The following is a 17648-nucleotide window of genomic DNA, read 5'->3' as shown; positions in this document are numbered from 1 at the left end:
CTTCGTGTCTTCGCGACCGCGCTCACGGAGCGAGCGGCGCGAGGTAGTCGAGAGTGCCGTCCAGCACAGGCACGGAGACGATCGCGCCTTCGGAGTCGCCGGACTGGAAGAAGGTGGTGACGTCGGTGCCGGGGAGGGCGTCGAGGTCTTCGACGAGCAGCGGTTCGTCCTCGTCGGAGCCGAGGCTCACCGTCGTGTTGGCCGGCACGCGCACGGTGAGCGTGGGGCCGCCCTCGCCGAACTCGACGTTGAGGGTGTGCGAGTCCTCAGTCTGGTTGACCAGCGCGGCCACGAAGTTGCCCTCCGAGCCGTCCTCGTTCGCGACGATCTGCGCGTTGCGCACCTCGACGGGGCCGGCATCGTGGACGTTCGTGCCCTCCGCCGCCGAATAGGTGATCGTGGTCGCCTGCGGCGAGATCATGCTGCACCCGGTCGTCGTGAGGACGAGTGCGCCCCCGATGGCCAGCGACGCGATGAGGCGGCGGTTCACGGATCCTCCATATGACGGATGACGGTTCTCCAGCATTCTAGGGGCTCGTGATCGACCGCGCGGAGCACCGCCCGGCCCGGGGACGGAGAACCTTAGCGTATTTCGCCTGTGGTATCCTGGAGGTTGCCGAAAGGACATAACTCCATGCTTTTTGAGGTTGGCGAGACGGTCGTCTACCCCCATCACGGGGCGGCAACGATCATCGAGGTCAAAGACCGGATCATCAAGGGCGAGACGAAGAAGTACCTGAAGCTGAACGTCACGCAGGGTGATCTCATCATCGAAGTCCCCGCAGAGAACGTCGACCTGGTCGGCGTCCGAGACGTCATCGGCAAGGAGGGCCTCGACAAGGTCTTCGAGGTTCTGCGCGCTCCCTTCACCGAGGAGCCGACCAACTGGTCGCGCCGCTACAAGGCGAACCTCGAGAAGCTCGCCTCCGGTGACGTCATCAAGGTCAGCGAGGTCGTGCGCGACCTGTGGCGCCGCGATCAGGACCGCGGCCTGTCGGCCGGGGAGAAGCGCATGCTCGCCAAAGCGAAGCAGATTCTGATCTCCGAGCTCGCTCTGGCCGAGAAGACCGACGAAGAGAAGGCCAGCGTTCTTCTCGACGAGGTCCTCGCGAGCTGAGACTCCTGGGAACGGCGCCCCCTGCGGGGGCGCCGTTCTGCTGTGTGCGCCCGGTTCTGCAGAGGCCGTCCCCGCACGGCGCCGGCCGTCGATCGCGATAGCGTGAACGGGTGAGCATCACTCCCGTGCCGCGCGTCGGCGTCATCGTCGTGGCCGCCGGATCAGGCACCCGTCTGGGCGCCGGAGCGCCGAAGGCGTTCGTCGGCATCGACGGGAGCAGCATCCTGCGGCATGCGCTCGAGGGAGTGTTCGCCGCTCCGCTCGCGCAGGTCGTGGTCGTCGCCCCCGCCGGACGCGAGGGCGACGCGATCAGCGAGGCGCTGGCCACCGCGGGGGACCGACGAGACCTCGTATCGGTCGTCGCGGGCGGGGAGACCCGGCAGGCCTCCGTCGCCGCGGGGCTCGCGGCGCTCTGGGCGGACGTCGAGGTCGTGCTGGTGCACGACGCGGCGCGCGCCCTCACCCCCGCAGAGGTCTTCGAGCGCGTGATCGGCGCGATCGACGGGGGTGCGGCGGGCGCCATCCCGGTGCTCCCCGTGATCGACACGATCAAGCGTGTCGCGGGCGACGAGATCGTCGCCGCGGTCGACCGTGCGGAACTCGCTGCCGCGCAGACGCCCCAGGGCTTCCGGCGAGACGTGCTCGACGAGGCATACGACGCCGCCCTCGCGGACTTCACCGACGACGCCGCACTGGTGGCCGAGGCCGGGCATGCGGTCGCCGCCGTGCCGGGGCATCCGCTCGCCTTCAAGATCACCACCGCCACGGACCTCGAACGCGCCCGCCACCTGATCGCCGAGCCCGCACCGCACGTCGCCGCCCACCTCGGCCGTGCGCCGGCGCTCCCGCGGGTCGGCGTCGGCACCGACGTTCACGCGTTCGGCGGTGAGGGCACGCTGTGGCTGGCGGGGCTCGAGTGGCCCGGCGAGGCGCCGCTGTCAGGACACTCCGACGGGGATGCCGTCGCCCATGCGATCGTCGACGCACTTCTCGCCGCCGCGGGGCTCGGCGACATCGGCACGCACTTCGGCACGGATCATACCGAGTACGCCGGGGCGCACGCCGACGCGTTCCTCACGCGCACGGTCGCGCTCCTCGGGGAAGCGGGCTGGCGCGTCGGCAATGTCTCGGTGCAGGTACAGGCCAATCGCCCGCGCCTGTCCGCACGCCGCATCGAGGCCGAACGCGCCCTGTCGGACGCACTCGGCGGTGCACCGGTGTCGGTGTCGGCGACGACCACCGACGGCCTCGGGTTCACCGGGCAGGGCGAAGGCGTTTCGGCATTCGCCGTCGCCCTCGTCGTGCCGGCCTGAGAAGCACCGGAGCGGCGGGCGTCAGAGTGCGCGGGTCATGAACACCGAGAACGGGTCGAGCACGTAGTCTCCGAACGGACCGCAGACGACGAAGCCCTCGCTCTCGTACAGGCGCTGCGCGGGGACGAAGTCCTCGGTGGCGCCCGTCTCGAGCCACAGGCTCGACATCCCGCGCTGCCGCGCGTGCTCCATGATGTGGCGCAGCAGCGCGCGGCCGATGCCGGCGCCCCGGAACCGGTCGTCCGCGCGCATCGACTTGATCTCGCCTCGGTCGGGGTCGAGTGCCTTCAGGGCGCCGACGCCCGCGAGCTCTCCGTCGACCCACGCGGTCCAGACCGAGAGGGACGGGTCCCGCAGCCCATCGATGTCGAGCGCGTGCACGCTCTCGGGGGGAGAGCTGTCGTGCATCGCCGCGAGGTGCAGGGCGATGAGGCGGCGGGTGGCTTCGCCGGTGAGGTCGTCGGTGCGGATCTCGATGGTGCGCTGCATGTCGCGCCCAGTGTGCCACGAGCCGGTTTCGGCCGTGTTTCCGGCCGTGGGGCCGGGCTTCACGCCTCGACGGCGTAGGGAGCGGCGTCGCGTGGCGCGCGGGATCCCCACGCAAGGAGTGCCAGCCCCGCGGCGAGGACCACGAGTCCGACGACGGCGAGCGCCGACAGGCGCTCGCCGAGCACCACGATACCGAGCACGCTCGCGGTCAGCGGCTCGCCGAGGGTGAGCGTCGCGGCGGTGGCCGCCGTGAGCCCGCTGAGTCCCCACGTGAACAGCACGTAGGCGATCGAGATGGTGGCCAGGCCCAGCCAGAGCGCCATCACCACGCCGGGTGTCGTGCCGAGCCACGCCAGGTCGACGAAGGGGAGCGCGAACGCGCAGATCGCCGCGGAGCTCGCGCCCATGGCTCCGACGACGGTGAAGGGATCCCAGCCGTCGTCGAGGAGACGCCGCTGCGCGTTGGCGATGACGGCGAACGACGCACCCGCGCCCACCGATCCGGCGAGGCCCAGGGGATCCGTCCCGCCGCCCGTGCCCGCCGCGCCGCCGAAGCCGAGCAGCACGACGCCGATCGTCGCGAGGGCGGTCGCGCCCATCCACGCGAGTGTCGGCATCCGTCGCGTCAGCGCCCATTCCAGCAGGCCCGCGAGGATCGGTGCGGAGCCGAGGGCGACGACCGTGCCGACCGCGACGCCGTTGCGCGACGTGCCGAGGAAGAACAGCGGCTGGTACAGCGCGAGACACGCGCCCGTGAGCACCATGAGCAGGGCGGGACGCGGGCCCCACCGCGGACGCACCGTACCGGTGGGGAGCCGCGCCCGGTGGCGCGCGGCAAGCGAGAACGCGATGATGGCGAGCCCGGTGCCGCCGATCACCATGCGCATCACGCCGATCGAGAGGGGAGTGGTGCCCTCGGGCCCGAGCGCCTGCGAGGTTCCGGTCGTGCCGAACAGCAGCGCGGCGGCGAGGACGGCGAGCACATGCACCTTACTGTTCTATCCCGATTCGGCGCCGGGGCCTGTGCGCCCCGGGTCTCTCAGGGGTCGCCACGGCGCCCGCCGGTAGGCTGGTGCGGTGACGGTTCAGCTGTACGACACCAAGGCGCAGACCCTGCGCGATTTCGTGCCCCTCGACCCCGGAAACGTCACGATCTACGTGTGCGGCCCGACAGTCCAGTCCGGCCCCCACATCGGGCACCTGCGGGGCGCGCTCAGCTTCGACATCCTCCGACGCTGGCTCACGCATCGGTACGGCCGCGTCACCTTCGTGCGCAACGTCACCGACATCGACGACAAGGTGCTCGCGAACGCGACCGACGGCGAGCCGTGGTGGGCGCTCGCATACCGCATGGAGCTCGAGTTCACCCGCGCCTACACCGCGATCGGCATTCTCCCGCCGACGTACGAGCCGCGCGCGACGGCGTCGATCCCGCAGATGCAGGAGCTCATCCAGCGGCTCATCGAGGCGGGTCACGCATATGCCGCGCCGGAGGGAACGGATGCCGCGGGCGACGTCTACTTCGATGTCCGGTCCTGGGCGGACTACGGGTCGCTCACGAACCAGTCGATCGACGCGATGGAGCCGGCCGCCGACGCCGACCCGCGCGGCAAGCGTGACCCTCGCGACTTCGCGCTCTGGAAGGGCGCCAAGCCCGACGAGCCGGCATCCGCCACGTGGACCTCGCCGTGGGGCGCCGGGCGCCCCGGCTGGCACATCGAGTGCTCTGCGATGGCGCGGCGCTACCTCGGTGCCGACTTCGACATCCACGGCGGCGGGCTCGACCTGCGCTTCCCCCATCACGAGAACGAGCTCGCGCAGTCCACGGCGGCCGGCGACGGCTTCGCGCGGTACTGGGTGCACAACGGCCTCGTGACGGTCGGCGCGCAGAAGATGTCGAAGTCGCTGTTCAACTTCGTCCTCGCCGAGGACCTGCTCCGCGAGCGCGACGCCCTCGTGGTGCGCTACGCGCTCGCCGCGGCGCACTACCGGTCCAGTCTCGACATCACCACGTCGACGTTCGACGAGGCCGAAGCGGCGCTCGAGCGCATCCGCACCTTCCTCGAGCGCGCGATCCGCATGTTGCGCGGAGCCGAGGATGTGAGGGTGGATGCCACGGTCCCGGCCGCGTTCGCCGCGGCACTGGACGACGACCTCGGCGTGCCCCAGGCGCTCGCGGTGCTGCACGAGACCGTACGCGACGGCAACACCGCGCTCGACGCAGGCGACCGTGCCGGTGGGCTCCGCGCATTCGCGGACGTCGCCGTGATGGCGGGCGTGCTCGGCATCGACCCTCTGGATCCGCACTGGCGGTCGACGGACGCCTCGGCCGAGGCATCCGCTCTCGATGTACTGGTGCAGACCATGATCGCCCAGCGCGCCGACGCGCGCGCGGCCAAGGACTGGGCGGCCGCCGACCGCATCCGCGACGCGATCGCGGCGGCCGGCATCGCCCTCGAAGACGGTCCCGACGGGACGCACTGGAGTGTGGCCGATGCTCCTCGTCCGGTGGAGAGCAACCGACGGGCCGCGGCCCGCACGAAGGAGAACTGATGGCAAAGCCAGGACGCCCCGGCGCCAGCAAGAGCAGCAAGAAGGGCCCCACCAAGGGCACCGGCGGCAAGAACAAGCGGTCCCTCGAGGGGCGCGGGCCGACGCCCAAGGCGGAGGACCGCGCGTGGCACCCGGCCGGCAAGCGCAAGGCCGCCGCCGAGCGGTACGCGGCGGCCGGCGGCAAGGGCAAGCCCGGGCAGCCCGCGCCCCGCAGCTCCCGCCCCGCGAAGAAGGACGACGACACCGAGACGGTCACCGGCCGCAATTCGGTGCTCGAGGCGCTGCGCGCCAAGATCCCCGCGACCGCGTTCTACATCGCGCAGCGGGTCGAGATGGATGACCGGGTCAAGGAGATGCTGGCGATCGCCACGCACCGTGACATCCCGGTGCTCGAGGTGACGCGTCCCGAGCTCGACCGCATGGCCGGCTTCGACGGAGTGCACCAGGGCGTCGCGCTCAAGGTGCCGCCGTACGAGTACGGCCACCCGCAGGACCTGCTCGAGCAGGTGATCGAGTCGGGTCAGACCCCGCTGTTCGTCGCGCTCGACGGCATCACCGACCCGCGCAACCTGGGTGCGATCCTCCGCTCGACCGCGGCCTTCGGCGGGCAGGCCGTCATCGTGCCGCAGCGCCGCTCGGCCAGCGTCAACTCGGCCGCGTGGAAGACGAGTGCGGGCGCGGCGGCACGCGTGCCCGTCGCCCTCGCCTCGAACCTCACGGCGATGCTCAAGGACTTCAAGAAGCAGGGCGTGTTCGTCCTCGGCCTGGACGGCGGCGGCGACGTCTCCCTTCCGGAGCTTCAACTGGCCGACCGCCCCGTCGTGATCGTCGTCGGCTCCGAGGGCAAGGGCCTCTCGCGCCTGGTGACGGAGACGTGCGACCAGATCGTGTCGATCCCGATCTCGTCGGCCACGGAGTCGCTCAACGCCGGGATCGCGGCATCCGTCGCCCTGTACCAGGTGTCGACCCTCCGAGGCGCCCGTCCCGCCTGAGTCCCCGCCCGACGGGCGCGGGACGAACTCCGCCCGCATCGCACGATCCCTTCTGCAGAGCCGGCACGAGCCGGCGAAACCACACGTCGAAAGGCACCAGCGCATGGCACGCATCGCCGTCATCGGAGGCTCGGGGTACGCCGGCCGTCACATCGTCGCGGAGGCGGTGAGTCGGGGGCACAACGTGCTGTCGATCGCTCGCCGCATCCCCGCCGAGCGTCACGCAGGGGCGATGTACATCGAAGGCTCGCTGACCGACGTCCCCGACCTGCTCTCGCAGATCGTGGGCGTCGACGTCGTCGTCTCGGCGGTCGCACCGCGTGGCGAGATGCAGGGCCTCGTGCGCCCGAACATCGCTGCGCTCGCCTCCCTCCTTCCGGAGGGCGTTCGCCTGGGCGTGATCGGCGGCGCCGGCGGCAGCCTCGTCACCGAGGGCGGCGAGCGGGTCGTCGACCTTCCCTCCTTCTCCGAGGACTACAAGGCGGAGGCGCTCGAGGCGATCGGCGTCCTGGACGACCTCAAGCAGGCGCCGGAGTCGCTGGACTGGTTCTACATCCACCCGGCCGGCGGCTTCGGAGCGTACAACCCGGGGGAGCGGACCGGCGAGTACCGCACCGGGGGCGACGTGATCGTCACCGACGCCGAGGGCGAGTCGTACATCTCGGGCGAGGACCTCGCGGTGGCGATCGTCGACGAGATCGAGAACCCGCAGCACCCCCGCAAGAGGTTCACCGTCGGCTACTGACGAGCGAGGTCAGACCAGGTCGCGCCAGTCGATGTCGTCCTCGTCGTCATCGTCGATCACGGGGTTGGACGACGTGATGATCGAGAGCGACACGGTCTCGGTCGGCGGTCCCATCAGGGTCGCCTCGTCGCGGCGGTGGCGCAGCACGTTGTCGATGTAGCTCGTCAGCGCCTCGGCGAGGGGCACCGACTTGCCCTTGGCCTGCGACAGGTACCAGCGGTGCTCGAGCAGCTGGTGGAACACCTCAGCCGGCTCGAGCTTCGAGCGCAGGTCCCACGGGATCGCCTTGACGACCGGCTCGAACACCCGGGTGAGCCACTCGTGCGCGACCATCTCCTCGTCGTCGCCCAGGCGCGAGATGCGCACGCGGAACTCGTCGAGGTCGTTGAGCAGGCGCCGCGCCTGGTTCTCCTCGACGTCGAGGCCCGTGAGGCGCAGCAGGCGTCGCTGGTGGTGGCCGGCGTCGACGACCTTCGGCTGGATCGACACGCGCGTGCCGTCGGAGGTGGCCTGGATCGACATCTCCCCGATGTCGAACCCGAGGTCGTTCAGCCGCTGCACGCGCTCGGTGAGCCGATACGCCTCGTCGGCGCGGAACGTCTCCTCGTCGGTGAGCGCTGCCCACAGCGAGTGGTACGACGACACGATGCCGTCGGCGATCGCGATGGCGTCGACGCCGCCCTCGAGGCGTCCGCCGGCTTCGAGGTCCATGATCTCGCCGGCGATGTTGGTGCGGGCCACGTCGAGGTCGTGCGCACGCTGGCCCGGCGTCAGGCCGCTCTCGTGCAGCTCGCCGGTCTCGGCGTCGACGAGGTAGGCGGCGAAGGCGCCCGCATCCCGACGGAACAGCGTGTTCGACAGCGACACGTCACCCCAGAAGAACCCGACGTTGTGGAGGCGCACGAGCAGCAGCGCGAGCGCGTCCACGAGGCGCGTGGCGGTGTCGGGGCGCAGCACCTGCGTGAACAGCGCGCGGTAGGGGAGCGAGAACTTCAGGTGCGCGGTGACCAGAGCTGCCGGGAGAGGTTCGCCCGCAGCATCCGTTCGGCCGGCGATCACCGCGACGCGCTCCACGCACGGCACATCCAGGCGGGCGAGGTTGCCGAGCATGTCGTACTCGCGCTGCGCCATCGCCTGCGTGGTCTCCTTGATGGCGACCACCCGGCCCGAGAGGTTTGCGAATCGCACCAGATGACGAGAGATGCCCTTCGGCAGGAACACGATGTGGCTCGAGGGCCACTCGCCCAGCGGCGTCGACCACGGCAGCGTCAGCAGTCCCGGATCGACGCTCGAGGCGGTGATGCTCAGGGCGTCAGGCACGATCCCCTCCAGGAGAAAACGAGCGACGGCGCGGGGGGAACAGTCTCCCACCCGCGCCGTCGCGAACGAATCAGCGTTACGCCGCGGCGATGGCCTTGTCGGTGAGGCGCTCGCCCGACTCGATGTCGAACACGTGGACGTGTCCGGGGACCGGGGCCAGCGTGACCTTGTCGCCCGCGAGCGGGTGACGGCGGCCGTCGACGCGCGCGACGATGTCGGTGCGCTTGCCGGCGACATCGGCGTGACCGTAGAGGTAGCCGTCGGCGCCGAGCTCCTCCACGAGGTCGACGGTGACCGTGAGGCCCTTGCCGTCCTCGGGAGCGACCTGGATGTCTTCGGGGCGCACGCCGATGGTGACCTCGCTGCCGTGCGCCTTGCCGAGCGTGTCGGCCTCGACGCCCACGACCTTGTCGCCGAAGTTGACACCGCCCTCGGCGATGTGCGCCGGGAACAGGTTCATGGCCGGCGAGCCGATGAAGCCGGCGACGAACACGTTGTTCGGCTTCTCGTACAGGTCGCGCGGGGTGCCGACCTGCTGGAGCAGGCCGTCCTTGAGGACCGCGATGCGGTCGCCCATGGTGAGGGCCTCGGTCTGGTCGTGGGTGACGTAGACGGTGGTGACGCCGAGACGGCGCTGCAGCGACGCGATCTGCGTGCGGGTCTGCACGCGGAGCTTGGCGTCGAGGTTCGACAGCGGCTCGTCCATGAGGAACACCTGCGGCTGACGGACGATCGCGCGGCCCATCGCGACGCGCTGACGCTGACCACCGGAGAGGGCCTTCGGCTTGCGGGTGAGGTACTGCTCGAGGTCGAGGAGCTTGGCGGCCTCGAGGACGCGCGCGGCGCGCTCCTCCTTGCCGACGCCGGCGATCTTGAGCGCGAAGCCCATGTTCTCGGCGACCGTCATGTGCGGGTACAGCGCGTAGTTCTGGAAGACCATCGCGATGTCGCGGTCCTTCGGGGGGACGTCGGTGACGTCGCGGTCGCCGATGAGGATGCGGCCCGCGTTGACCTCTTCGAGGCCTGCCAGCATGCGCAGCGACGTGGACTTTCCACAACCAGACGGGCCGACGAGAACGAGGAACTCCCCGTCACCGACCTCGAGGTTGAGCTTGTCCACGGCGGGGCGAGTGCCCCCGGGGTACAGACGAGTTGCGTTGTCAAACGTGACGGACGCCATGTTCTCTTCTCCTTCACCGGCAGGTACGTGCCGGACGATCCGTAGTGAGGAATGAGCGGGGGCTTACCCGCACGCCCGCCATCGGGCGCAAGGAACAGTATGACACGGCGCGCGCGGAGCTTGCGTCTGGGCATTTCCCAGGGTGGCTGACTAGCATCGTGGACGGCCGCTTTCCCGTCTGGCCCCGCCGGATCACCGGCCCACTTTCCGCCCCGAGAGGTTCCATGTCGAGCGACGAGTCACAGAACTCCGCGCCCAGCGAGCGCCGCGACGCCGTGCGTGAGAAGGCGCAGCAGGTGAAGGCGCGCCAGTCCCGAGCGCGCCTGATCCGGCGCACGTCGCTCGTCGCCGTCGCGATCGCGTTTGTGGCGGTCATCGCCGTCGTGGTGACCTGGACAGTCTCGTCGAGCGCCTCGAAGCCGACCATGAGTCCCGCGAAGGGCGTCGACGGCGGGTTCGTCGTGACCGACGTCGCCGGAGCAGGAGTCGCGGCCGACCCCGGCGCCGGCGGCCTCGTCGAGGGCGAGGCGTCGACGACTCCCGAGACCGAGCCGACTCCCACCGCGACCCCGACCCAGGCGCCGGCGGTCGACATCCGGGTCTATGTGGACTACCTCTCGACGGGTTCGCGCGATTTCCAGCTCGCGAACATGAAGCAGCTCTCGGAGTGGGTCGACGACGGCGCAGCGACGCTGACGTACTACCCGGTGGCCATGCTCACGGCGAAGTCGAACGGCACGAAGTACTCGCTGCGTGCCGCCGGTGCCGCCGCCTGCGTCGCGCAGCACGCGCCGGACTACTTCTTCGCCTTCAACGACGCGCTCCTGCGCCAGCAGCCGGAGGTCGACTCCGACGGTCTCACCGACGCTCAGCTTGCGGACGTGGCGCAGGCGACGGGGCTCGACGGCCCGAAGGTCGTCCGCGCGTGCATCGAGGAGCAGTCGTACGCGTCGTGGGCGAAGTCAGCGACCGAGCAGGCGCTCAAGGAGCTCCCCGGCACCGACGGCGCCGCCCTCACCGGCACGCCGATGGTGCTGGTGAACGGCACGCAGTACGTCGGCGAGCTGGGCGACCCCAAGGAGTTCGCGCAGTTCGTGCTGACGATCGCGAGCGACGCATACTACAAGGCGACGCCGACCCCCACGCCGACTCCGACGGCCCCGTGACCGGATGCTCGCGCGGGCGCCGCTAGACTGGGCGCTCTGCCGACTTGGCGCAATTGGTAGCGCACCGTACTTGTAATACGGGGGTTACGGGTTCAAGTCCCGTAGTCGGCTCCAGGTTCCCGGGACTCGCCGCCACCGGTCCGCGCCACGCGATCGGCTCCAGCCCTCGGGCAGGAGGGATGGATCGGGTGACCCCACGCCGCCTGCCCGTCTGGATCGGTCTCGGCGGCGCCGCACTCATCGGCGTCCTCACGGCCGTGCAGGCGCGCATCAACGGTGAGCTCGGCGTCCGCATCGGCGACGGGTTCGCCGCGGCCGTGATCTCGTTCGGCTCGGGACTGGTCGTCCTCGTCGTGCTCTCGGCGGCGCTGCCACAGGGGCGCCGTGGATTCGGCGCACTGGTCTCGGGGCTGCGCACGCGCAGCATCCCGATCTGGATGCTGTGCGGCGGCGTCGCCGGCGCGCTCTCCGTCGCCACCCAGTCGCTCGCGGTCGGAATCATCGGCGTCGCATTGTTCACGGTGGGCGTCGTCGCCGGCCAGGCGGTGAGCGGCCTGCTGCTGGATCGTGCCGGGATCGGTCCGGCGGGGATCGTCGCGGTGACCCCTGCGCGCCTCGTCGGCGGTGCGCTCGCGGTGCTCGCCGCGGGGGTGTCGCTCGCCGGAGGCGTCCATGCCCCGCCCGTTCTCCTCGTGCTGCCGTTCCTCGTCGGCGCGGGCATCGCGTGGCAGTCGGCGGTCAACGGCCGGCTGCGTCAGCGCGTCGGCACGCCGCTGACGGCGACCTTCGTGAACTTCATCGGCGGTACGGCGGTGCTCGGCGTCGCCGAACTCATCCACACCGCGATCGCCGGGCCGGCGACCTCCCTTCCCTCCGACCCCTGGCTGTACCTCGGCGGCGTGATCGGGGTGACGTACATCTTCCTGGCGGCGGCGCTCGTGCCCTACACCGGCGTCCTCCTCCTCGGCCTCGGCACGGTCGTGGGCCAGGTCGTCACCTCGGTGCTGATCGACGCGATCTGGCCGACCGACGCCGCGCCGACGCTCGGCGCCTCCCTCCTCATGTCGGCGCTCGCGATCCTGTCGGTGGTCGTGGCGGCCATGCCGTGGGGATGGATCCCGCGCCGCGGCCGCTGACGCCGGACCCCGCGATTTCGCACCCCGCGTCGCGCTGCGGGGTGGCATGCTGAGACCGTGCCGAAGGGGTCGCAGCCGCACCGCACCCTCCCGTCGCGCGCCGACCACGGCGCCCGACCGGAAGAGCGTGCGGTGACGGGACCGGCGCTGACGCCGGACGACCTCGCGGGCATCGACCGCCTCCTGGCACCCACCGACCGGCTCCTCGCCGACGGCTATCCGGGCGACGACGGCGCCCGGCAGCCCGTGCACACGGTCTACGTGCCCGCCGACCGGTACTCCCCGGCCCTCGCGCGCGAGTGGGGCGCTGCGGCGCTCGCAGCTGTCGCCGTCCAGGGCGGTATGGACGCTGTCGTCCTGGACCTGGGCGTGCCCGAAGAGTTCGCCGGCGATGTCTCGGCCCTCGTCGCGGGGAAGCTCGCGTCCGAGCCGATCGAGGACCTCCGCCTCGACCTGGAGGACGGCTATGGCGACCGCGGCGACGAGACGGAGGACGCCGACGTGCGCCGCGCGGCGGGAATGCTTCTGGAGGCCCTCGCGAGCAGCGAGGCGCCCGCCTTCTTCGGGATTCGCATCAAGGGGCCCGAGCGTGCGACGCGAGGACGCGGCATCCGCTCTCTCGATCTGTTCCTGGCGACGCTGCTGCGAGCGGGCGACCTGCCCGACGGCCTCCGGCTCACCCTCCCGAAGGTGACCGCGGTCGCGCAGGTCGAGGCGATGGCGCGGCTCTGCGACCGCCTCGAGCAGCATCACGGGCTCCCGGCCGGGCGGCTGCGGTTCGAGATGCAGGTCGAGACGCCGCAGATCGTGCTGGGCGCCGACGGGACCTCCCCCCTGGCGAGGGCGATCCACGCGGCCGGCGGACGGGTGAGCGGGCTCCACTACGGCACCTACGACTACAGCGCGGCGTTGGGCATCGCCCCGGGATATCAGTCGCTGGACCACCCGGCGGCCGACCACGCCAAGAACGTCATGCAGGTGGCCGCGGCGCAGACCGGCGTGCGGCTGTCCGACGGCTCGACGAATATCCTCCCGGTCGGCGATGCCGACGCCGTGCGCGCGGCATGGCGCCTCAGCGCCCGGCTCACGCGGCGGTCGCTGGAGCGCGGCTTCTTCCAGGGGTGGGACCTGCATCCGGCGCAGCTCGTGCCCCGCTTCGTCACCAACGCCCGGTTCTACCGGGAGGGGTTCGCCGATGCCGCCATGCGGGTGCGCGCCTACGTCGGCCGAGCCGGGGGCGGCGCGGTGCTCGACGAGCCCGCGACCGCCCGTGCGCTCTCGGCGTTCCTGGTCCGCGGTGCCGCCTGCGGTGCCATCACCGCGGCCGAGCTGACGGATGCCGCGGGCCTCGACCTCGCGGCCCTCGTCGCGCTCGCGCATCCGACGCCGGTCACGACCGAGGATCACGCATGAGCTACTACACGCCGCGAGGCGGACTGCCGCCGCAGACCGCACTCCTCACGGACCGGGCCGTCGTGAAGCAGGCGTACACGTTCATCCCGAAGGGAGTGCTGCGCGACATCGTGACGAGCAACCTGCCCGGCTTCACGAACACGCGGTCCTGGATTCTCGCGCGCCCGGTCGCGGGGTCGGCGACGACCTTCGCACAGCTGATCGTCGAGATCGCCCCGGGCGGGGGAGCCGAGGCGCCCGAGCTCGAGAAAAGCGTCGAGGGTGTCGTCTTCGTCACGGCGGGCGTGCTCGCGCTCACCCTCGAGGGCGAGCGGCACGCGCTCGAGGCGGGTGGGTACGCGTTCCTCGCGCCGGGTGCGCACTGGTCGCTCGCCAACGAACGCGGTGAGCCGACGACGTTCCACTGGATCCGCAAGGCCTACGAACGGGTCGACGGCATACCGGTGCCCACGTCGTTCGTCACGCGCGAGCAGGACGTCGAACCGCACGCCATGTCCGACACCGACGGCGCATGGGCGACCACCCGCTTCGTCGATCCCGACGACCTCGCCCACGACATGCACGTCAACATCCTCACGTTCCAGCCCGGGGGGTCGATCCCGTTCGCCGAGACCCACGTCATGGAGCACGGCCTCTACGTCTTGCAAGGCAAGGCGGTGTACCGGCTCAACGACGACTGGGTCGAGTGCGAGGCCGGAGACTACATGCTGCTCCGGGCCTTCTGCCCGCAGGCCTGCTACGCCGGCGGCCCCGAGCCGTTCCGGTACCTGCTCTACAAGGACGTCAACCGTCAGGTCCGTCTCACCTGACGCCGGTGACCACATGAGCGAGCGATCCCACGGCACGGCCTCGTCGTGCGCGGCGGGCGGGTGCTGACCGGGGGCGGTCTCCGGCCGCGCGACGTCGGCATCACCGATGCGGCTCCTCGACGGCACGATCGAGAGCGTCGTCAGCGACCATTCGCCCGCCGCGCTCGACCTCAAGAGCTGGACCACGGCGACTTCGGCGCCGCGTGGGGAGGGGTTTCGTCTCTCCAGCTGGGGCTGCCCGTCGTCCGGACCGATGCCAGGCGACGAGGCATCTCGCTCGAGAAGGTGGTGGAATGGATGTCGGCGCGTCCGGCGGCCCTGGCGGGTCTCGCCCGCAAGGGCAGGATTGCGCTCGGCTTCGACGCCGACCTTGTCGGTGTTCGCACCCGAGGCAGGGTTCGTCGTCGACGTCGCCCGCCTGCACCACAAGAATCCCCTCTCGCCGTACGACGGCCGCGTCCTGACGGGCGTCGTCCGCGAGACCTTCCTGCGGGCTGAACGGGTCGACTTCGCCGAGCCCCGCGGTCGCCTGCTGCGCCGCGACGCGGCCTGACGCCGACACCGGCCGCCCCCGGCCGGGTAGACGTGACGATACGGAAGAAGAGTGAGATGACGGTAGATCCCTATGGCAGCGGCGCAGAGGTCCTCGACACGGAGGACGACCTGCGGTCGCTGATCCCGTCGCGCCCCGCGCGCCACCGCGCGGTGGACCCGTCCATCGCGCGTTCGTGGCTTCTCGTGCCGGGAACCCGCCCTGAGTCGTTCGACGACATGGCGGCGTCGCGTGCCGACGCCGTCGTGCTCGACATCGAGGACGCGGTCGACCCCAGCAACAAGCCGCGGGCGCGCCAGGACGTCGCGGAGTGGCTCCGCGGCGGCGGCCGCGCGTGGGTCCGCGTCAACGACGCGCTGAGCCCGTTCTGGGCCGACGACCTCGCCGCCCTGGCCGGTATCGCCTCGCTCGAGGGCATCATGCTCGCGAAGACCGAATCACCCGACCAGGTCACGAGCTCGTTCGACCGCCTCGGCGGGAACGTGCCGGTCGTCGCGCTCGTCGAGTCGGCGCTGGGCATGGAGGACGCCGCCCACATCGCCCGCGCCCGCGGTGCGTTCCGCCTCGCGTTCGGCAGCGGCGACTTCCGTCGCGACACCGGCATGAGCGCGGACGCCGAGGCGATGGCCTACCCGCGTGCCCGACTCGTCGTCGCCAGTCGCGTGGGCAACCTGCCCGGACCGATCGACGGCCCGACCGTGGGCAACAGCATGCCGACACTGCGTGACCACTCCGCGATCACGGTGTCGATGGGCATGACCGGAAAGCTGTGCCTCGCCGCCGAGCAGGCGCCCGTCATCAACGAGGTCATCTGCCCCACGCCGAGCGAGGTTCTGTGGGCGCTCGACTTCCTGGCAGATTTCGAGGGTCGCGGGCGCGTTGTCCGTGACGGCAGCGACTTGCCACGGCTCGGCCGGGCGCAGAAGATCGAGAAGCTGGCTCTCGCGTTCGGCGTTCACCCGACCTCGTGACCGGCGCCTCACGAGGAGCCATCGAAGGGACGCACGACATGGCGGACGAGACACGGCTGAACAAGGGCGACGCGAACCCCGGCTTCGCGCTTCCCGACTCCACCGGGGCGGTCGTGCGGCCCGAGGATTTCGCCGGCCGCCGCCTCGTCGTCTACTTCTACCCGGCCGCGTTCACGCCCGGCTGCACGACCGAGGCCTGCGACTTCCGGGACAACCTCGCGTCGCTGCAGGCGGCGGGGGTCGCCGTGGTCGGCATCTCACCCGACCCGGTCGAGCGCCTTGCAGAATGGGCCGAGGCCGAGCAGCTGCGATTCCCGCTCCTCTCGGACGAGGACCATGCCGTCGCCGAAGCCTGGGGCGCGTGGGGCACGAAGGCGGTGAACGGCGAGGAGCGCGTGGGCCTCATCCGTTCGACCTTCGTGCTGGATCCCGACGGCACGGTGCAGTCCGCCGAGTATCGGGTGGATCCCCGCGGCCACGTCGATCGCCTCCGCGCCCAGCTCGCCGCCTGAGTCCGCCGGCGCGTGCAGCGCCGACGAGATCCTCGATGCGCTGAACGCCCGTCTGGCCCACACTGGGGAGCAGGAGATCCCGGTCGTGCGGAGCAGCTGCGCCGGATCGCCCTCCTCCGACGGGAAGGGAACATCGGTTCATGAGCCAGATCACGACGCACGTGCTGGATGCTGCGCTCGGAGGCCCTGCGCGTGGCGTCGGCGTGGTGCTCGCCACGGCGGCCGGCGTCGAGGTGGCGTCCGGTGTCACCGACGAGGCGGGCCGGATCGCCGATCTCGGCCCCGAGCGGCTCGACGCCGGAACGTTCCGGCTCACGTTCGCGACCGGCGAGTACTTCGCCGCCACGGGACGGGACACGTTCTACCCGGTGGTGTCGATCGTTTTCGCGGTCGCCGACGGCGGGGAGCACCACCACGTGCCGCTGCTGCTCAGTCCGTTCTCGTACTCCACCTACCGGGGCAACTGACATGACCGAGCCCGGCATCGTGCTCGGCGCGAACCAGTACGGCAAGGCCGAGGTGCGGCTCGTCCGGATCGACCGGGACGGTTCGAGGCACAGGGTCACCGACCTCGACGTGACCTCGCAGCTGCGCGGGGATTTCACGGCGGCCCACACCGAGGGCGACAACGCCCGCATCGTCGCGACCGACACCCAGAAGAACACGGTGTTCGCCTTCGCGCGCGACGGGGTCGGCACGCCGGAGGACTTCCTGCTACGGCTGGGGCGGCATTTCACCGGCGAGTTCGCGTGGGTCACGGGCGGACGCTGGGAGGCCGACCAGTACACCTGGAACCGCATCCCCGTCGACGGCGAAGGGCACGACCACTCTTTCGTCCGCGGCGGAACCGAGATCCGCACGGCCGTGGTCACGTTCTTCGGAGCCGAGGCCACCGTCATCTCGGGGCTGCGCGACCTGGCGGTTCTCAAGTCCGCGGGCTCCGAGTTCCACGGATTCGTCCGCGACCGCTACACGACGCTCGCCGAGACGGACGACCGCATCCTCGCGACCTCGGTCACCGCACGATGGCGCTACCGCAGACTCGATGTCGACTTCGACGAGGCGTTCGCCGACGTGCGGCGGCTGATGCTCGTGGCGTTCGCCGAGACCCACTCGCTGGCCCTGCAGCAGACCCTGTACGAGATGGGCCGGCGCGTGCTCGAGGAGCGCACCGAGATCGACGAGATCCGGTTCTCGATGCCCAACCTGCACCATTTCGCGGTGGACCTCACGCCGTTCGGACTCGACAACCCCAATGAGGTCTTCTACGCCGCCGATCGCCCGTACGGTCTGATCGAGGCCACGGTGCTGCGCGAGGGCGTCGCCGGGGACCACCCCGCGTGGAACGGGATCTCCGGCTTCTGCTGAGGCCGGGTCGC

Annotated in this window: 18 protein-coding genes, 1 tRNA gene and 1 pseudogene; 15 read left to right on the top strand and 5 right to left on the bottom strand. The window is 71.0% G+C overall.

The genetic code is table 11. The features are described from left to right. Nucleotides 1-22: 22 nt before the first annotated feature. Nucleotides 23-490 (bottom strand): DNA modification methylase, encoded by a 468-nt coding sequence (locus MRBLWH3_RS16585; RefSeq protein ID WP_363434254.1) that lies wholly within the window; start codon nt 488-490, stop codon nt 23-25. A gap of 144 nt (nt 491-634) precedes the next feature. On the opposite strand from MRBLWH3_RS16585, the gene MRBLWH3_RS16580 reads away from it, so the two are divergent. Both MRBLWH3_RS16580 and ispD read left to right on the top strand, forming a co-directional pair. After that, nucleotides 635-1117, top strand: coding sequence for a CarD family transcriptional regulator (locus MRBLWH3_RS16580; protein WP_045298114.1), 483 nt, complete (start codon nt 635-637; stop codon nt 1115-1117). A 110-nt stretch (nt 1118-1227) separates the two neighbouring features. Then, nucleotides 1228-2430: a 2-C-methyl-D-erythritol 4-phosphate cytidylyltransferase gene (ispD, locus tag MRBLWH3_RS16575; RefSeq protein ID WP_363434251.1), complete on the top strand. Its 1203-nt coding sequence runs from the start codon at nt 1228-1230 to the stop codon at nt 2428-2430. A gap of 21 nt (nt 2431-2451) precedes the next feature. Here ispD and MRBLWH3_RS16570 read toward each other — a convergent pair whose 3' ends face one another. Both MRBLWH3_RS16570 and MRBLWH3_RS16565 read right to left on the bottom strand, forming a co-directional pair. Beyond that, entirely contained in the window at nt 2452-2919 is a 468-nt protein-coding gene (locus MRBLWH3_RS16570; RefSeq protein WP_363434248.1) for a GNAT family N-acetyltransferase, read from the bottom strand. Nucleotides 2920-2978: 59 nt separating this feature from the next. Beyond that, the gene (locus MRBLWH3_RS16565; protein ID WP_363434245.1) at nt 2979-3908 is read right to left on the bottom strand and encodes a DMT family transporter; all 930 of its coding nucleotides are present in this window, start codon (nt 3906-3908) and stop codon (nt 2979-2981) included. Between the two features lie 88 nt (nt 3909-3996). Here MRBLWH3_RS16565 and cysS point away from each other — a divergent pair, with 88 nt between their 5' ends. From cysS to MRBLWH3_RS16550, 3 genes are all read left to right on the top strand, one after another. Continuing rightward, nucleotides 3997-5472, top strand: coding sequence for a cysteine--tRNA ligase (cysS, locus tag MRBLWH3_RS16560; protein ID WP_363434242.1), 1476 nt, complete (start codon nt 3997-3999; stop codon nt 5470-5472). Next, nucleotides 5472-6464: a 23S rRNA (guanosine(2251)-2'-O)-methyltransferase RlmB gene (gene rlmB, locus MRBLWH3_RS16555; RefSeq protein WP_363434239.1), complete on the top strand. Its 993-nt coding sequence runs from the start codon at nt 5472-5474 to the stop codon at nt 6462-6464. Before cysS ends, rlmB begins: the two co-directional genes overlap by 1 nt. A 103-nt stretch (nt 6465-6567) precedes the next feature. Continuing rightward, complete coding sequence (locus MRBLWH3_RS16550) at nt 6568-7209, top strand: NAD(P)-dependent oxidoreductase (protein WP_363434237.1); 642 nt, start codon at nt 6568-6570, stop codon at nt 7207-7209. A gap of 9 nt (nt 7210-7218) precedes the next feature. Here MRBLWH3_RS16550 and MRBLWH3_RS16545 read toward each other — a convergent pair whose 3' ends face one another. Together MRBLWH3_RS16545 and MRBLWH3_RS16540 are read right to left on the bottom strand one after the other, a co-directional pair. Next, complete coding sequence (locus MRBLWH3_RS16545) at nt 7219-8529, bottom strand: DUF4032 domain-containing protein (protein ID WP_363434234.1); 1311 nt, start codon at nt 8527-8529, stop codon at nt 7219-7221. A gap of 76 nt (nt 8530-8605) precedes the next feature. Continuing rightward, nucleotides 8606-9709 (bottom strand): ABC transporter ATP-binding protein, encoded by a 1104-nt coding sequence (locus MRBLWH3_RS16540; protein ID WP_363434232.1) that lies wholly within the window; start codon nt 9707-9709, stop codon nt 8606-8608. A gap of 224 nt (nt 9710-9933) precedes the next feature. Here MRBLWH3_RS16540 and MRBLWH3_RS16535 point away from each other — a divergent pair, with 224 nt between their 5' ends. The 10 genes and pseudogenes from MRBLWH3_RS16535 to pucL all read left to right on the top strand — a co-directional run bounded on the left by MRBLWH3_RS16535 (nt 9934) and on the right by pucL (nt 17637). Continuing rightward, nucleotides 9934-10875 carry a DsbA family protein gene (locus tag MRBLWH3_RS16535; RefSeq protein WP_363434229.1) on the top strand — a complete coding sequence of 314 codons (942 nt, stop codon included), beginning with the start codon at nt 9934-9936 and terminating at the stop codon, nt 10873-10875. Between the two features lie 38 nt (nt 10876-10913). Then, nucleotides 10914-10989, top strand: a tRNA-Thr gene (locus tag MRBLWH3_RS16530). A gap of 74 nt (nt 10990-11063) precedes the next feature. Then, entirely contained in the window at nt 11064-12011 is a 948-nt protein-coding gene (locus MRBLWH3_RS16525) for a DMT family transporter (protein ID WP_363434226.1), read from the top strand. A gap of 132 nt (nt 12012-12143) precedes the next feature. Continuing rightward, entirely contained in the window at nt 12144-13424 is a 1281-nt protein-coding gene (locus MRBLWH3_RS16520) for a DUF6986 family protein (protein ID WP_363435588.1), read from the top strand. After that, complete coding sequence (locus MRBLWH3_RS16515; protein ID WP_363434223.1) at nt 13421-14233, top strand: bifunctional allantoicase/(S)-ureidoglycine aminohydrolase; 813 nt, start codon at nt 13421-13423, stop codon at nt 14231-14233. The genes MRBLWH3_RS16520 and MRBLWH3_RS16515 overlap by 4 nt, the downstream gene beginning before the upstream one ends. Before the next feature lie 112 nt (nt 14234-14345). Further along, nucleotides 14346-14786, top strand: a pseudogene (locus MRBLWH3_RS16510) (amidohydrolase family protein); the annotation flags it as partial. Between the two features lie 56 nt (nt 14787-14842). Then, a complete protein-coding gene (locus MRBLWH3_RS16505) occupies nt 14843-15757 on the top strand; it encodes an HpcH/HpaI aldolase/citrate lyase family protein (protein WP_363434220.1) in 915 nt (304 codons plus the stop codon). A gap of 38 nt (nt 15758-15795) precedes the next feature. Next, nucleotides 15796-16269, top strand: coding sequence for a thioredoxin-dependent thiol peroxidase (gene bcp, locus MRBLWH3_RS16500; protein WP_363434217.1), 474 nt, complete (start codon nt 15796-15798; stop codon nt 16267-16269). Between the two features lie 140 nt (nt 16270-16409). Continuing rightward, on the top strand, nt 16410-16736 hold the full coding sequence (uraH, locus tag MRBLWH3_RS16495) for a hydroxyisourate hydrolase (protein ID WP_363434214.1): 327 nt from the start codon (nt 16410-16412) through the stop codon (nt 16734-16736). A 1-nt stretch (nt 16737) separates the two neighbouring features. Further along, entirely contained in the window at nt 16738-17637 is a 900-nt protein-coding gene (gene pucL / locus MRBLWH3_RS16490; RefSeq protein ID WP_363434211.1) for a factor-independent urate hydroxylase, read from the top strand. Nucleotides 17638-17648 lie beyond the last annotated feature (11 nt).

This window comes from Microbacterium sp. LWH3-1.2, from assembly GCF_040675855.1.
GTDB lineage: Bacteria > Actinomycetota > Actinomycetes > Actinomycetales > Microbacteriaceae > Microbacterium.
The sequence above is the reverse complement of the archived record's forward strand: the minus strand, read 5'-3'. Positions and strand labels throughout refer to the sequence as shown.

What these genes read in the sequence shown, in the direction of transcription:
- MRBLWH3_RS16570 (WP_363434248.1), bottom strand. Translation starts at nt 2,919, where the DNA reads ATGCAGCGCACCATCGAGATCCGCACCGACGACCTCACCGGCGAAGCC.
- MRBLWH3_RS16515 (WP_363434223.1), top strand. Translation starts at nt 13,421, where the DNA reads ATGAGCTACTACACGCCGCGAGGCGGACTGCCGCCGCAGACCGCACTC.
- pucL (WP_363434211.1), top strand. Translation starts at nt 16,738, where the DNA reads ATGACCGAGCCCGGCATCGTGCTCGGCGCGAACCAGTACGGCAAGGCC.
- MRBLWH3_RS16580 (WP_045298114.1), top strand. Translation starts at nt 635, where the DNA reads ATGCTTTTTGAGGTTGGCGAGACGGTCGTCTACCCCCATCACGGGGCG.
- uraH (WP_363434214.1), top strand. Translation starts at nt 16,410, where the DNA reads ATGAGCCAGATCACGACGCACGTGCTGGATGCTGCGCTCGGAGGCCCT.
- MRBLWH3_RS16540 (WP_363434232.1), bottom strand. Translation starts at nt 9,709, where the DNA reads ATGGCGTCCGTCACGTTTGACAACGCAACTCGTCTGTACCCCGGGGGC.
- MRBLWH3_RS16550 (WP_363434237.1), top strand. Translation starts at nt 6,568, where the DNA reads ATGGCACGCATCGCCGTCATCGGAGGCTCGGGGTACGCCGGCCGTCAC.
- rlmB (WP_363434239.1), top strand. Translation starts at nt 5,472, where the DNA reads ATGGCAAAGCCAGGACGCCCCGGCGCCAGCAAGAGCAGCAAGAAGGGC.
- MRBLWH3_RS16505 (WP_363434220.1), top strand. Translation starts at nt 14,843, where the DNA reads ATGACGGTAGATCCCTATGGCAGCGGCGCAGAGGTCCTCGACACGGAG.
- bcp (WP_363434217.1), top strand. Translation starts at nt 15,796, where the DNA reads ATGGCGGACGAGACACGGCTGAACAAGGGCGACGCGAACCCCGGCTTC.
- MRBLWH3_RS16535 (WP_363434229.1), top strand. Translation starts at nt 9,934, where the DNA reads ATGTCGAGCGACGAGTCACAGAACTCCGCGCCCAGCGAGCGCCGCGAC.